Below are 12,159 nucleotides of genomic sequence, written 5' to 3'. Positions count from 1 at the left end.
GTCTTTTTTCTTGATTGTGGCCGTCTGCCGTGTAGAGGCGGCGCAGACCCTTTCCGGAGCTTTCCGCCATGCGCGCCCTCGGCCTGATCCTGACCACCACAGCCCTCGGCCTGTCGGCCTGCGCGACGACCGAGGACCGCGGGCCGCAGGGGATGTTCGCCCCGGGCGACCCCGCGCGCGCCGTCATGGCCAGTATCGAGACAGTGGTCACGACCGACCCGGAGGTGGATGCCGACGATCCCGCGTTGTGGGCGGACCCGCGCGACCCGACGCGCGCCGTGATGTTCGGCACCGACAAGACGGACGGCCTGTATGTCCACAACATGGACGGCTCGGTCCGCCAGTTCCTGCCCTCGGGCCCGGTCAACAACGTCGATCTTCGCGCCGACTTCCCCACGGCCCGTGGCATGCGGGTTCTGGTTGCGGCCAGTAACGACGCGGAAGGCGCCAATGGCGTGAACCTCTATCTGTTCGATCCGGCGACCCTGGCGACGGCGGACTACGGCTTCCTGCCCACGACCTATGAGCCGTACGGCTTCTGCATGGGACGGAGGGACGACGGCTTCTACCTGATCGTGACCACCAAGGCCGGCACGGTTCACCAGATGTCCGTCGTCGACGGGCCGCAAGGCCCGGTGATCGGGCCCGAGCGGGTCCTGACACTCGGCAGCCAGCTGGAGGGGTGCGTCGTCCATGACGCCGCCGACACCCTCTATGTCGGCGAGGAAGACGTCGGTGTCTGGCAGTTTGATCTCGACCCCTCCGGTGCCTCCACCGCGACGGAGATCGCCCGCGTGGACCGGATCCGCATCAAGGACGACGTCGAGGGCCTCACCATCCTGCGGGATCGGGGTGTCGACTATCTGATCGTGTCCAGCCAGGGCGACAGCACCTATCCGGTCTACCGGATTCAGGGCCAGCGTCACATCTATGTCGGACGGTTCGCCATCGTCGACGGGCCCGAGATCGACATGGTCACCCAGACCGACGGCCTCAGCGCCTTCTCGGGGCCCATCGGTCCGTTCCCCGAGGGTGCGATCGCGTTCCACGATCACGAGGACGTGCCCAACCCCGGCCAGCAGAACTTCAAGATCGTCGACTGGCGCGTGATCCGCGAGGCCCTCGGCCTCTGAACAAGGGCCTCTAGACGGGCGCCGGCTCCTCGCTGACCGGGCGCTTGCCGACCCGCGCGTAGTAGAGGCCGATGCCGGCCGGGATCAGCCAGTAGGCAAAGCCCGGCAGCCACGGCATGTGCCGGAGCAGCGGCAGGGCCGCGAGCCCGGCCGAGGCCAGTCCGGCGGCGCCGCAGATCGCCCAGATGTCCCGCCCGCGGATAAGCGCGACGCGGGACGGTGCATCGACCGCCGTCGGGCGCGCCACATGGTGCAGCAGCGCATAGAGGCCGCTCAGAAAGGCGAAGCCCAAGCCGTAGGTGACAAAGATGCCGCGCAGGTCGCCAAGGGTGGTGATCCGCTCGCGCCCCGGCACCAGACCGCCGGTCATCCAGCTGGCCCCCGTTTCCGTCAGCAGGCGCAGGGGAAAGACATAGATCATCACGGTGAAGACGATCATCAGGCTGATCAGGGTAATGGCGCCGTCGCGGGCGGCGGTCATCCGCCCGAAGCGCCGGTGGGCCGACCAGAACAGGGCCAACAGGGCAAAGCCCGCGGCAAAGGCCGGCACCCGCCCCAGGGCCATGTCCAGATCGGCATAGGTTTCCAGCGGGCGCGACCCGGAAATGACCAGCAGGGTCAGGGCGAAGGCGAAGGAGGCGTCGACGAAGGCGTCCAGCCGCCGCGCGGCGACCTCGTGCAGAGATTCGGACATCACAGACCCTCCCCGACCGGGAAGGTGAGCCGCAAACGGTCAGGGATCAAGCGGACAATGCCCGGGTAAAACGGAGCCCGGATACGACAAGGGCCCCGCCGTGGCGGAGCCCGTCATGCCCTTCGACTGGAGCGGGCGAGGCGATTCGAACGCCCGACCCTCACCTTGGCAATCAGGCGGGCCCATGGCCGCAAAAACGAAAAAAGCCCGACGCGCGCCGGGCCTCTTCCGAAGATCGACTGGAGCGGGCGAGGCGATTCGAACGCCCGACCCTCACCTTGGCAAGGTGATGCTCTACCCCTGAGCTACGCCCGCACTCTCAGTCGAGAGCGGGGCGTATAGCCGAGGCGGGGCGGGGCCTGCAAGGGGGAAGATCGCAAAATCATTCAAACCCCGCGCTCATGCAGCGAGCGTCCGCGACGCGAGCGGTAGCGCGCCTATCTCGGCGCCAGCCGGATCGCCCCGTCCAGGCGGATGCATTCGCCATTGATGTAGACGTTTTCGGCCAGGTGCAGGGCCAGGGCGGCGTAGTCGGCCGGCGTGCCCAGACGGCTGGGGAAGGGGATGGCGGCGGCCAGGGCGTCCTGGATCTTCTGGTCCATGCCGGCCATCATCGGCGTCCACATGATGCCGGGCAGGATGGTGTTCACGCGCACGCCTTCCTGGGCAAGGTCCCGGGCGACCGGCAGGGTCATGGCGTAGACGCCGCCCTTGGAGGCCGAATAGGCCGCCTGGCCGATCTGGCCGTCCTGGGCCGCGACCGAGGCGGTATTGACGATCAGGCCGCGCTCGCCGTCGGCCATGGGCTCGGCGGCCACCATGCCCAGCGCCGACTGGCTGAGCACCCGGAAGGTGCCGAACAGATTGATGCGGACCGTGCGCTCGAAGCTGTCCATGTCGTGGGCGCGCAGTTCGCCCGTGTCGCGCTTGCGGCTGACGGTCTTCTGGCCGGTAGCGATGCCGGCACAGTTGACGGTCAGGCGCTCTTGGCCATGGGCGGCGCGGGCCTTTTCGAAGCCTGCGGCGACGTCGGCGTCCGACGTCACATCGACCTTGCAGAACACGCCGCCGATCTCGGCCGCGATTGTCTCGCCCGCCTCTTCGTTCAGGTCGAACAGGGCGACCTTGACCCCCCTGGCCGCCAGCGCGCGGGCCGTGCCCTCGCCCAGGCCCGAGGCCCCCCCGGTGACGACGGCGGCAATGGAGGAGTCGAGTTTCATCAGGAGATCCTTTGTCTCTGGGATTGAACCGGAAGGGGTCGCGAACGATTTAGGACGCATGTTCGGACATGCCAAATCGCGAAACGCGGAAATCGCCCGCGGCCGCGCCCTCATCCAGCGCATCGACAAGGTCGACGAGGTGCGCGTCGAGCGCCGCTTCTGGCCCAAGCTGCGGCGCAGCCTGGCGCGGGTGCCCTTTGCCGATCACCTGCTGAGCGTCTGGTACGCGGCGCGCGACCCGGAAACCCCCACCGGGGCCAAGGGGATGATGCTGGCGGCGCTGGCCTATTTCGTGTTGCCCATCGACGCCATTCCGGACGTTCTGGCCGGGATCGGCTTCACCGATGATGCCGCCGTGATCGCGGCCGTGGTCGCGACCCTGTCCGCTCATATCCGGTCGCGCCACCGCGAGGCGGCGCGCGAGGCGCTGACGCGACTGGCCGGGGACTGACGCCTCAGGCCGGAGGCCGGGTCCGCCACCAGCCTGTGACCGAATAGCGCGGTGCCCCCGCGAACGGCGCCACCATGGACACCGCATGGTCCTGGGGCACGCGGAAGACGTTCAGGGTGCCGAAGGCAGGCATGAAGGTCTCGGTCACCGCCCCGCCCTTGTCCAGGAACATCAGCAGGCCGCCCCATTCCGCCCGCCAGCGCGGCGACAGGTTGAGCACATAGGCATAGAGGCGTCCGGCATCCTCGTGGGCGTCCGTATGGCCGTTCAGGAAATGGCCCGGCATGTAGCGGGTCGGCTGGGCGTCGACATAGGCGATCCGGTCGTCGCCCGTCAGGCGGCGGGCCATGCCGAGGAAGGCCTCGCTGTTGAACAGGTCGTGCAGCTCGTACAGCGCCGGAGGCAGCGGCATCTCCATGGTGCGGGCCTGCCCCAGCCGGATGCGGTCGAAGATGAACTGGAAGCCCTCGGTCGCCTCCTCATGGGCCATGCCGTACAGCCGCGCCTGTTCGGCGACCGGCTCGGCCTCGAACACGGCGACCGGGACATCGGCATTGAACGGATTACGAATGGCCCGGTACCAGACCATGTCGGGCCCGGTCAGGGCCTGATGCAGGACCTCGGCGCCCTCGCCCAGCAGGCCCGGTACACGGGTGCGACCGGTGCGGGACAGCCGCTCACCGGCCGCCTCCAGATCGAGGCCGGCGGCCAGCGCCAGGGTCATGGCTCGACCGTCACCACGATCTTGCCCATGGCCGAACGGTCGCCGAGGGCCTGGATGGCCTCATGCGCGCGCTGCAGCGGGAAGGTGCGGCTGACGCGCGGGCGGATCTTGCCCTCGCTCCACAGCGTCATCAGGTCGGCCATATTGGCGGCATGGGCGGCCGGGTCGCGCATGACAGCAGCGCCCCAGAAGACCCCGATCACGGCCACCGACTTCAGCAGGGTCAGGTTCAGCGGCAGCGACGGAATTCCGGCCGGGAAGCCCACCACCAGATAGCGCCCGCACCAGTCCATGGCCCGAAGCGCCGGCTCGGCATAGTCGCCGCCCACGGCGTCATAGACGACATCGGCGCCATCGCGGCCGGTGGCCAGCTTCAGCTCGCCCGACAGCTCCTTCTGGGCCGCCTTGTCCATCGGACCGGAGGGGTAGATCAGGCCATTGTCGGCGCCCAGCTCCAGCGCGAACTCGACCTTCTCATTGGTCGAGGCGGCGGCCACGACGCGCGCGCCCATGGCCTTGCCCAGTTCGACGGCCGCGGCGCCCACCCCGCCGGCGGCGCCCAGTACCAGCAGGGTCTCTCCGGCCTGCAGCTTCGCCCGGTCCTTCAGGGCGTAGTAGCTGGTGCCATAGGTCATGATCAGGGCGGCGGCCGTCTCGAAGTCCATCTCCTTCGGGATGGGGATGACGGTGGCGGCGGGCACGGCGATCCGCTCGACCAGTCCACCCCAGCCGGGCACGGCGATGACACGGTCGCCCTTGTGCACGCCCTTCACACCCTCGCCGATCGCCTCGACCACGCCCGCGATCTCGGCGCCGGGCGCGAACGGACGCTCAGGCCGGAACTGGTACCTGTCCTCGATGATCAGGGTGTCGGGATAGTTGATGCCGACCGCCTTGACCTCGATGATCACCTCGCCCTTCTTCGGGGTCGGGTCGGAGACCTCCTCGACCACCAGGGTTTCGGGGCCACCAGGGGCCTTGGACAGGACTGCGCGCATGGAGGACCTTTCGGCGTAGGGGAATCCGGACGGAGCGACGGCTTGCCACCCCGATGCTCCGGACGGTAACGCTCCGGCCCCGAACTGGAAAGACAAGAACCGGCCCGGCCGGACAGCGGAGACACTCCATGACGCGACCCGCCCTGATCCTGCACGGCGGCGCCGGTGCCCGGCGCAGCCGCGACTATACCGCCGAGCGCGCCCACATGGCCGAGGTGGTGCGCGCCATGCAGGTCCGGCTGGAGGCCGGCGAGGCCGCCCTGGACGTGGCGGTCGAGGCCGTCTGCCTGCTGGAGGACTCGGGCCTCTATGTCGCCGGGCGCGGCGCCTCGCCCAATCTGGACGGCGACTATGAGCTGGACGCCAGCCTGATGGACGGCGCCACGGGCCGCGCCGGGGGAATCGCGGCCCTGCAGGGCTTCCGCAATCCGGTGCGGGCCGCCCGCGCGGTCATGGACCACACCCCGCACGTCCTGCTGGTCGGCGAGGGTGCGCGCCGCTTCTGCGAGGGCCAGAAGCTGGAGCCGGTCCCGGGCGGCGAGGACTGGTTTACCCGGGCGGGTCAGGGCGAGGACAACCATCCCCCGGGGACGCTCGCGCACGGCACGGTCGGCTGCTGCGTGCTGGACGCGCAGGGCCGGCTGGCCGCCGCGACCTCGACCGCCGGGGTGTTCGGCAAGCTGCCGGGCCGGGTCGGCGACACCCCCCTGCCCGCCAGCGGCACCTGGGCCGACGGCCACGCCGCCATCTCCTCGACCGGTCAGGGCGAGTACTTCATCCGCACCGCCGCGGCCGCCCAGGTCGCCTGGCGGGTCGCCTCGGGCCAGTCGATCGAGGCGTCCGGACGGGCCGTGATCGACGCCATCGGCGCTATGGGCGGCGACGGAGGCCTGATCGCCCTGGACCGCGAGGGCCGCCACGCCGCCCCCTACAACAGCCAGGGCATGAAGCGGGCCTGGCTGACCCCCGAAGGCGAAGTGGGCGTCGCCGTGTTCGAGGACTGACGCGGCTCAGGCCGACAGGCAGACCACCTGGGCGACGCGGAGGTCACGACGGAGGGCGTCGGCGACGCGGCCGTAGTTGGCCAGGGTGACCGGCTCGGCCTGCGGGCGAGCGCGCCGGTCTGACATGCCCCGGATGGCCGGGCCGAAGGTATCGGGTGCGGTCGTATAGATCCGGCCCCGGCGCGGGGCCTCGGCGATGGTCACGCCCAGCACCCGGCCCCGGCGATCCAGCACCGGCGCACCGGACAGGCCGGACAGGGTGCCCTTCAGGCCGGCGGTGCGGCCCACCTCGGCCCAGGCGAGTACCGGCTCGTCCCGCTGGCCGCGACCGCGCACCCGGAAGGTCTCTCGGCCCAGCAGACGCGAGGTGACCTCCCCGGCATGGCCCTGCGGATAGCCGGGGTGGAAGCCTCGCTGACCCTTGCGCAGCTCCGGCGCAACCTCGACCGGCAGGGGGTCGGGCCCGCCCTCGGTGATCAGGACCGCCACATCGGCGCGCGGCGCCAGCCGCACACTGGCCGCCACGGCCCGGCCGCCGCCGACCATCAGGGCCGGCTTGCGACACCCCTCGACCACGTGACGGGCGGTGACCCAGCGGCCCTCGCCGGCAATGGCGAAGGCCGTCCCCGAGGCGGGCTGGAAGGGAATGTCCGGCGCATTCAGGGTGATGGCCGGATCAAACGGGGTGATCGGCCCCAGCAGGGCGCCCTCGACCTCATCCGGTTCGGGCGGCGGCGGCGGGGTGTAGACTTCCTCGCGCAGATGCAGCGCCCAGACCAGAATCGCCATCGCCAGAAGACCGTAGAAGGCCCAGTCGGTCAGTCGCGACATCCGGCCCCCTAGCCCGACAGGGCAGCGGCCAGGATCAGGGCTGTGGCCAGCTTGGCCCCCACCAGCAGCACGGCGGCCGAGATCTCCCCCTCGCGGATGCGCTGGGGCAGGCCGGTCAGCAGCATGTCGACCAGCCGGAAGACGAACAGCTGCAGCACCACCGTCGCCACCCCCCAGATGACGATGTCGCGGATGGAGGTGGAGACCGACAGGCTGACGGCCAGCGGCACGGCGAGGCCGACCAGCACCCCGGCAAAGGCCACGGCGGCGGCCGAATTGCCCTCGCGGATCAGGGCGACCTCTTTCCAGGGCGTCAGCAGGGCGTAGAGGGTCGCCCCCAGCACCAGCAGGGCGATGGTCACCGCCAGATGGGTCATGAGCTTGGGGAAGCCCAGGGCAAAGGCCTGGACTTCGGGACTGGTCAGAACGCTGGAGAGGGACGAGGAGTCCATGAAACCGGAGAGCGAGAGGCCTGACGATCACGGCGAACCCGCCGTCGTCTGTCCTTGCCCCAATCCAGCCCCAATCCGCAAGCGCCGCGGGGCCACAGTCTGTGACGAAAGATTACGGTCTGAACCGTCTGAACCGTCTGAATTCGGGAAAAGACCGTCTGAATGGTCTGAATGGTCTCGATTGCCTGCTGGACAGCCGGGCAAGGAAGGGCCGGCAGTATAAGGGCGCCTTCGGTCAGGGCGTGCAAGGAGGCGGAGGCAGGCGACAGGGCACTGATCCGGCGAAGGATTCCTTGTGGCGACCCGCGTGGTCGAACGCGTCAGTCCGACGTCGGGCGGGAGGCCTTGCCGGCGAGGGCGGCGCTTTCCTTCTTCAGCGGGCGCGAGACGGGGCAGACCTCCTGCACATAGCCGTTCAGGGTATTGGCGAGCGCTTCGGCCACCAGCCGGTAGTGGACGAACTGCCCCTTCTTCTCGCTGGTGACCAGTCCGGCATTCTCGAGCACCGACAGGTGCTGGGACACCGCCGGCTTGGAGATTTCGAACCGGGCCGCGATCTCACCTGCCGTCAGGTCGGCATGGGCCAGATAGGCCAGAATCTTGCGCCGCACGGGGCTGGAGAGGGCTTCGAAGACACGTTGCATCGCCCGGTATTTAAGCGATTTGCTAAGGGCTTGCCAGCCGCATTCGCGTGTGTAAGCTATTACTTAAATACCGAAAGGCCTTACGCATGTCAGACGCTCACGATCCGAATGCCGTCAACAGTCTCGTCGAACGGCCGGGGTGCAGCCCGGTCGAGGGCCGGGTCGTCTGGGATCCGGTGCACTCGGTCTGGAACGGCGGCATGCTGGCCGCAGCCATCGTTCTGGCGCCGCTGACGTTCAGTTGGAGCGCGCTCGGAGTCTTCATGGTCACGACGGGCGGGACCCTGTTGCTCGGTCACTCCGTCGGCTTTCACCGGCGCATGATCCACGGCAGTTTCCAGTGCCCGCTATGGCTGGAGCACATACTGGTCTGGATCGGCACGGCGGTCGGCATGAGCGGCCCGTTCTGGATGATCCGTGCGCACGACTTGCGGGACTGGGCCCAGCGCCAGCCGGACTGCCATCCCTATCTGGCCAACCGCGCGCCGATCCTGACCGATGCCTGGTGGCAAATGCATTGCCGGCTGGAACTCAAGCGCCCCCCCGCATTCGACCTTGGGCGCTTCCAGCGGGACCGGCTCTACCGGTTTCTGGAACGTACATGGATGCTGCAGCAACTGCCGATCGCGGGACTGCTATGGCTGGCCGGTGGATGGAGCTTCGTCGTCTGGGGCGTCTGCGTCCGGATTTCCGTCTCGATCATCGGCCACTGGTTCGTCGGGCGGCTGGCCCATACGCAGGGCCCGCAGAGCTGGCGCGTTCCCGCATCCGGCGTGCAGGCCCACGATGTGCCGTGGGCCGCCATCCCGACCATGGGTGAGGCCTGGCACAACAATCATCACGCCTTTCCCGGCTCGGCGCGGCTGGGTCTGTATCCGGGTCAGAGCGACTGGGGCTACCGCTTCATCCAGCTGCTGGAGCGACTGGGCCTGGCCTGGGATGTGCGGACGCCGGAGGCCATGCCGGGGCGGATTGCGCGGCTGGAGGCGATGCGATGAAGCGCGCTCGCCTCGCCGGTCGTCTGGTCATCACGACCTTCTGCGCCGGCCTACTGGCGGGAACCGCATATACGCTGCAGTTTGCCGTTATCGGCGCAGTGGCTGACGGGCTTGGCGCATTGGTGTTCGGTTTCCTGAGCATCGTCCTGGTGGCCCCTGCATTTCTGCTCGGTGCGGCCGTCTTCGGGCCCGGCGTGTGGCTTATGCTGAGACGGACGAGGCTGAACCGCCCCGTTGCCGCTGCCCTGATCGGCGGGGGAGTCACCCTGATTGTCGGCGGAGTTCTTTTTGCCCCATGGGGGGCAGCGGGCGACTTGATGCTGATCCTCGGCTTCCCCCTGTCCGGCGCCGTCGGGGGCTGGGTGTTTCAGCGTATGATGGCGGACGGCCCATCATCCACGGGCGCCTTGTGATGGACGGTCGCGCCAAGCCGATCATGAAGGTCGCGCTGTATTCAACGGCGGCGGGCTCTGTAGCCGCAACGGGAGTGGCATCTCTGCAATGGCTGGCCCTCGTCGCCTTTACCAGCGCCTCCCCGCCTGAATTATCGATCCTTCAAGGGGTTGCGATCGTTGTCCTCGTCCTGTGGGCCGGGTTCTTTGTCCTCATGCACTATCTACTCCTGATGATCGTCGGAGGACTGCCGGTCTTGCTGGTCGTAGCATGGCTCCGCGCCGGGAACCTCTTCGTCGCCCTGGCGGCAGGAAGCCTGCTGACGACCACAGCCAGCATGGCCTACTTCAACGTGGTGACACCTCACGCCATGGGGGGAATAATCGAGCTAGCCGCCTACCAGGTTCTCCCGGGGGCCGCTGCGGGACTGGCGGTCTGGCTCGCCTGCCGCCAGGTGCTTAAGCCGCGTCCTGCTCCGCCCTGCGAAGCGTAGAAGCCCGGACCTTTTCGCTTTCCGACTTGAGCTGGCCGCAGGCGGCGAGGATGTCGCGGCCGCGGGGGGTGCGGATCGGGCTGGCGTAGCCGGCCTTGTTCAGGATGGCGGCGAAGCGTTCGATCGTCTTCCAGTCCGAGCACTGATAGTCGGTGCCGGGCCAGGGATTGAACGGGATCAGATTGATCTTGGCCGGGATGCCCTTGATCAGGTTCAGCAGGGCGCGGGCTTCCTCGGGGCTGTCATTGACGCCCTTCAGCATGACGTATTCGAAGGTCACGCGACGGGCATTCGACAGGCCGGGATAGGCGCGGATGCCGGCCATCAGGGCCTCGAGGTCGTACTTCTTGTTCAGCGGCACCAGCACGTCGCGCAGGGGGTCGTTGGTGGCGTGCAGGCTGATGGCCAGCATGGCCTGGGTGCGCTCGCCCAGCGCCTGCAGCTGGGGCACGACGCCCGAGGTCGAGACGGTGATCCGGCGCCGCGACAGGGCGATGCCCTCATTGTCGGAAATGATGTCGATGGCGTCGGCGACGTTGTCGAGATTGTAGAGCGGCTCGCCCATGCCCATGAAGACGATGTTCGACAGGCGGCGGTCTTCCTTGGGGGACGGCCATTCGCCGAGGTCGTCGCGGGCGACCTGGACCTGGGCGACGATCTCGGCCGCGGTCAGGTTGCGAACCAGCTTTTGCGTGCCCGTGTGGCAGAAGGTGCAGTTGAGGGTGCAGCCCACCTGGCTGGACACGCACAGGGCGCCGGCCCGGCCCACATCGGGGATGTAGACGGTCTCGATCTCGATGCCCGGGGCGGTGCGGATCAGCCATTTGCGGGTGCCGTCGTTCGACACCTGACGCTCGACGATCTCGGGGCGGGCCAGGGTGAAGACGGCGGCCAGTTTTTCCCGCGTGTCGCGGGCGACATTGCTCATGGCGTCGAAGTCGGTGACGCCGTGGTTGTGGATCCAGCCCCAGATCTGGGAGGCCCGCATCCGCGCCTTTTCCGGCGGGCAGATGTCGGCGTCGATCAGGGCCTGACGCAGGCCCTCGCGCGTCAGCCCCGAGAGGTTGACGGGCGTGGCAGCCTTTTGGGTGGCGCGGGACAGATCGAGCGTGGCGCTCACGGAAAGCATCCTGTCGAGGCGGGCGGGGCGGGTGGAAAGGCGGGGCTTATAACACAGAACCCGTCACGATTAAGGCCCCGCCCCGGATAGCCCTTTCAGGACTTCCGGGCTGACAGGATGTCAGAGCAGGGCTGCGATGGCCTCGCGGGCGGCGTCGCCGAGGTCGGGGCGCTTGAGCGCCAGGGCCACATTGGCGCGCAGCAGGCCGATCTTGTCGCCGCAGTCGTGGGTATTGCCCTCATACTCATAGGCGGTGAAGGCCTGGTCCTGCATCAGGCGGGCCATGGCGTCGGTCAGCTGGATTTCACCGCCCGCGCCCCGGCCCTGGGTCGCCAGCAGGTCGAAGATCTGCGGCTGGAGAATGTAGCGGCCCGAGATCGACAGGTTCGAGGGCGCCTCGCCGCGCGGGGGCTTTTCGACCATGCCCTTCATCGAGATGCGGCGGCCGTTCCGCTCGGCCGGATCGACGATGCCGTATTTGTGGGTGTCGGCCTCGGGTACCTGTTCGACGCCGATGACATTGCCACCGACCTCGGCATAGACGTCGGCCAGCTGTTTCAGGGCGCCCGGCTGACCGTCGACGATCACGTCGGGCAGGATGACGGCGAAGGGCTCGTCGCCGATGATGTCACGGGCGCACCAGACGGCGTGACCGAGGCCCTTGGGCTGCATCTGGCGGGTGAAGCTCATCTCGCCGGCCTGGGCCAGTTCGGCGTTCATCATCTCGAGGATGTCGGTCTTGCCCTTGGCCTCCAGCTGGGCCTCCAGCTCGATCTGGTGGTCGAAATAGTCCTCGATGGCCGCCTTGGCCCGCCCCGTCACGAAGACGATGTGCTCGATCCCCGCCTCGCGCGCTTCCTCGACGATGTAGCTGAGGATCGGCCGGTCAACGACGTTCAGCAGCTCCTTGGGCGTGGTCTTGGTGCCGGGCAGGACCCGGGTGCCGAGACCGGCGACGGGCAGAACGGCCTTGCGCAGGCGGGCGGGCGTGGTGGTCATGAAGG

Annotated in this window: 15 protein-coding genes and 1 tRNA gene; 6 read left to right on the top strand and 10 right to left on the bottom strand. The window is 68.5% G+C overall.

Annotated features, from left to right (window positions below; all coding sequences use genetic code 11):
* Positions 1 to 68 precede the first annotated feature (68 nt).
* Positions 69 to 1,133 (top strand): phytase, encoded by a 1,065-nt coding sequence (locus LC068_RS10260; RefSeq protein WP_226636893.1) that lies wholly within the window; start codon positions 69 to 71, stop codon positions 1,131 to 1,133.
* Positions 1,134 to 1,143: 10 nt separating this feature from the next.
* On the opposite strand, the gene LC068_RS10255 is transcribed toward LC068_RS10260, so the two are convergent.
* The 3 genes from LC068_RS10255 to LC068_RS10245 all read right to left on the bottom strand — a co-directional run bounded on the left by LC068_RS10255 (position 1,144) and on the right by LC068_RS10245 (position 3,047).
* The gene (locus tag LC068_RS10255) at positions 1,144 to 1,827 is read right to left on the bottom strand and encodes a DUF1211 domain-containing protein (RefSeq protein ID WP_226636891.1); all 684 of its coding nucleotides are present in this window, start codon (positions 1,825 to 1,827) and stop codon (positions 1,144 to 1,146) included.
* A gap of 240 nt (positions 1,828 to 2,067) precedes the next feature.
* A tRNA-Gly gene (locus tag LC068_RS10250) sits at positions 2,068 to 2,142 on the bottom strand.
* A gap of 122 nt (positions 2,143 to 2,264) precedes the next feature.
* Entirely contained in the window at positions 2,265 to 3,047 is a 783-nt protein-coding gene (locus LC068_RS10245; RefSeq protein WP_226636889.1) for an SDR family oxidoreductase, read from the bottom strand.
* 58 nt (positions 3,048 to 3,105) lie between these two features.
* Between LC068_RS10245 and LC068_RS10240 the strand changes: the two genes are divergently transcribed.
* Positions 3,106 to 3,498 carry a YkvA family protein gene (locus LC068_RS10240; protein ID WP_226636886.1) on the top strand — a complete coding sequence of 131 codons (393 nt, stop codon included), beginning with the start codon at positions 3,106 to 3,108 and terminating at the stop codon, positions 3,496 to 3,498.
* A 4-nt stretch (positions 3,499 to 3,502) separates the two neighbouring features.
* On the opposite strand, the gene LC068_RS10235 is transcribed toward LC068_RS10240, so the two are convergent.
* Entirely contained in the window at positions 3,503 to 4,222 is a 720-nt protein-coding gene (locus tag LC068_RS10235; protein ID WP_226636885.1) for a 2OG-Fe(II) oxygenase, read from the bottom strand.
* Complete coding sequence (locus tag LC068_RS10230; RefSeq protein ID WP_226636883.1) at positions 4,219 to 5,220, bottom strand: NADPH:quinone oxidoreductase family protein; 1,002 nt, start codon at positions 5,218 to 5,220, stop codon at positions 4,219 to 4,221. Before LC068_RS10230 ends, LC068_RS10235 begins: the two co-directional genes overlap by 4 nt.
* 128 nt (positions 5,221 to 5,348) lie before the next feature.
* Between LC068_RS10230 and LC068_RS10225 the strand changes: the two genes are divergently transcribed.
* Positions 5,349 to 6,224, top strand: a complete 876-nt coding sequence (locus LC068_RS10225; protein ID WP_226636882.1) for an isoaspartyl peptidase/L-asparaginase family protein — start codon at positions 5,349 to 5,351, stop codon at positions 6,222 to 6,224.
* A gap of 6 nt (positions 6,225 to 6,230) precedes the next feature.
* Here LC068_RS10225 and LC068_RS10220 read toward each other — a convergent pair whose 3' ends face one another.
* The 3 genes from LC068_RS10220 to LC068_RS10210 form a co-directional block, all read right to left on the bottom strand.
* Positions 6,231 to 7,055: a S1 family peptidase gene (locus tag LC068_RS10220; RefSeq protein ID WP_209118847.1), complete on the bottom strand. Its 825-nt coding sequence runs from the start codon at positions 7,053 to 7,055 to the stop codon at positions 6,231 to 6,233.
* Positions 7,056 to 7,063: 8 nt separating this feature from the next.
* Positions 7,064 to 7,507 (bottom strand): DUF350 domain-containing protein, encoded by a 444-nt coding sequence (locus LC068_RS10215; RefSeq protein WP_226636880.1) that lies wholly within the window; start codon positions 7,505 to 7,507, stop codon positions 7,064 to 7,066.
* Positions 7,508 to 7,827: 320 nt separating this feature from the next.
* Positions 7,828 to 8,151 (bottom strand): metalloregulator ArsR/SmtB family transcription factor, encoded by a 324-nt coding sequence (locus LC068_RS10210; RefSeq protein WP_226636878.1) that lies wholly within the window; start codon positions 8,149 to 8,151, stop codon positions 7,828 to 7,830.
* 86 nt (positions 8,152 to 8,237) lie between these two features.
* Between LC068_RS10210 and LC068_RS10205 the strand changes: the two genes are divergently transcribed.
* Genes LC068_RS10205 through LC068_RS10195 form a run of 3 tightly spaced genes read left to right on the top strand, consistent with a single transcriptional unit; the run spans position 8,238 to position 10,035 of the window.
* The gene (locus tag LC068_RS10205; RefSeq protein WP_226636876.1) at positions 8,238 to 9,149 is read left to right on the top strand and encodes an acyl-CoA desaturase; all 912 of its coding nucleotides are present in this window, start codon (positions 8,238 to 8,240) and stop codon (positions 9,147 to 9,149) included.
* The gene (locus LC068_RS10200) at positions 9,146 to 9,562 is read left to right on the top strand and encodes a hypothetical protein (RefSeq protein WP_226636874.1); all 417 of its coding nucleotides are present in this window, start codon (positions 9,146 to 9,148) and stop codon (positions 9,560 to 9,562) included. The genes LC068_RS10205 and LC068_RS10200 overlap by 4 nt, the downstream gene beginning before the upstream one ends.
* Positions 9,562 to 10,035, top strand: coding sequence for a hypothetical protein (locus LC068_RS10195; protein WP_226636872.1), 474 nt, complete (start codon positions 9,562 to 9,564; stop codon positions 10,033 to 10,035). The genes LC068_RS10200 and LC068_RS10195 overlap by 1 nt, the downstream gene beginning before the upstream one ends.
* Here the strand turns inward: LC068_RS10195 and rlmN are convergent.
* Positions 10,001 to 11,155, bottom strand: a complete 1,155-nt coding sequence (gene rlmN, locus LC068_RS10190) for a 23S rRNA (adenine(2503)-C(2))-methyltransferase RlmN (protein WP_226636870.1) — start codon at positions 11,153 to 11,155, stop codon at positions 10,001 to 10,003. The genes LC068_RS10195 and rlmN overlap by 35 nt on opposite strands.
* Positions 11,156 to 11,275: 120 nt before the next feature.
* Positions 11,276 to 12,154 carry a UTP--glucose-1-phosphate uridylyltransferase GalU gene (gene galU, locus LC068_RS10185; RefSeq protein ID WP_209118841.1) on the bottom strand — a complete coding sequence of 293 codons (879 nt, stop codon included), beginning with the start codon at positions 12,152 to 12,154 and terminating at the stop codon, positions 11,276 to 11,278.
* Positions 12,155 to 12,159 lie beyond the last annotated feature (5 nt).

This window comes from Brevundimonas poindexterae (assembly GCF_020524625.1).
GTDB lineage: Bacteria > Pseudomonadota > Alphaproteobacteria > Caulobacterales > Caulobacteraceae > Brevundimonas > Brevundimonas poindexterae_A.
This window is presented reverse-complemented; position numbering and strand designations above follow the sequence as displayed.

Coding starts and splice junctions, on each gene's coding strand:
- LC068_RS10225 (WP_226636882.1), top strand. CDS start 5,349: ATGACGCGACCCGCCCTGATCCTGCACGGCGGCGCCGGTGCCCGGCGC.
- LC068_RS10240 (WP_226636886.1), top strand. CDS start 3,106: ATGTTCGGACATGCCAAATCGCGAAACGCGGAAATCGCCCGCGGCCGC.
- LC068_RS10210 (WP_226636878.1), bottom strand. CDS start 8,151: ATGCAACGTGTCTTCGAAGCCCTCTCCAGCCCCGTGCGGCGCAAGATT.
- LC068_RS10245 (WP_226636889.1), bottom strand. CDS start 3,047: ATGAAACTCGACTCCTCCATTGCCGCCGTCGTCACCGGGGGGGCCTCG.
- LC068_RS10205 (WP_226636876.1), top strand. CDS start 8,238: ATGTCAGACGCTCACGATCCGAATGCCGTCAACAGTCTCGTCGAACGG.
- LC068_RS10230 (WP_226636883.1), bottom strand. CDS start 5,220: ATGCGCGCAGTCCTGTCCAAGGCCCCTGGTGGCCCCGAAACCCTGGTG.
- LC068_RS10260 (WP_226636893.1), top strand. CDS start 69: ATGCGCGCCCTCGGCCTGATCCTGACCACCACAGCCCTCGGCCTGTCG.
- LC068_RS10220 (WP_209118847.1), bottom strand. CDS start 7,055: ATGTCGCGACTGACCGACTGGGCCTTCTACGGTCTTCTGGCGATGGCG.
- LC068_RS10200 (WP_226636874.1), top strand. CDS start 9,146: ATGAAGCGCGCTCGCCTCGCCGGTCGTCTGGTCATCACGACCTTCTGC.
- LC068_RS10255 (WP_226636891.1), bottom strand. CDS start 1,827: ATGTCCGAATCTCTGCACGAGGTCGCCGCGCGGCGGCTGGACGCCTTC.
- galU (WP_209118841.1), bottom strand. CDS start 12,154: ATGACCACCACGCCCGCCCGCCTGCGCAAGGCCGTTCTGCCCGTCGCC.
- LC068_RS10215 (WP_226636880.1), bottom strand. CDS start 7,507: ATGGACTCCTCGTCCCTCTCCAGCGTTCTGACCAGTCCCGAAGTCCAG.
- LC068_RS10195 (WP_226636872.1), top strand. CDS start 9,562: ATGGACGGTCGCGCCAAGCCGATCATGAAGGTCGCGCTGTATTCAACG.
- LC068_RS10235 (WP_226636885.1), bottom strand. CDS start 4,222: ATGACCCTGGCGCTGGCCGCCGGCCTCGATCTGGAGGCGGCCGGTGAG.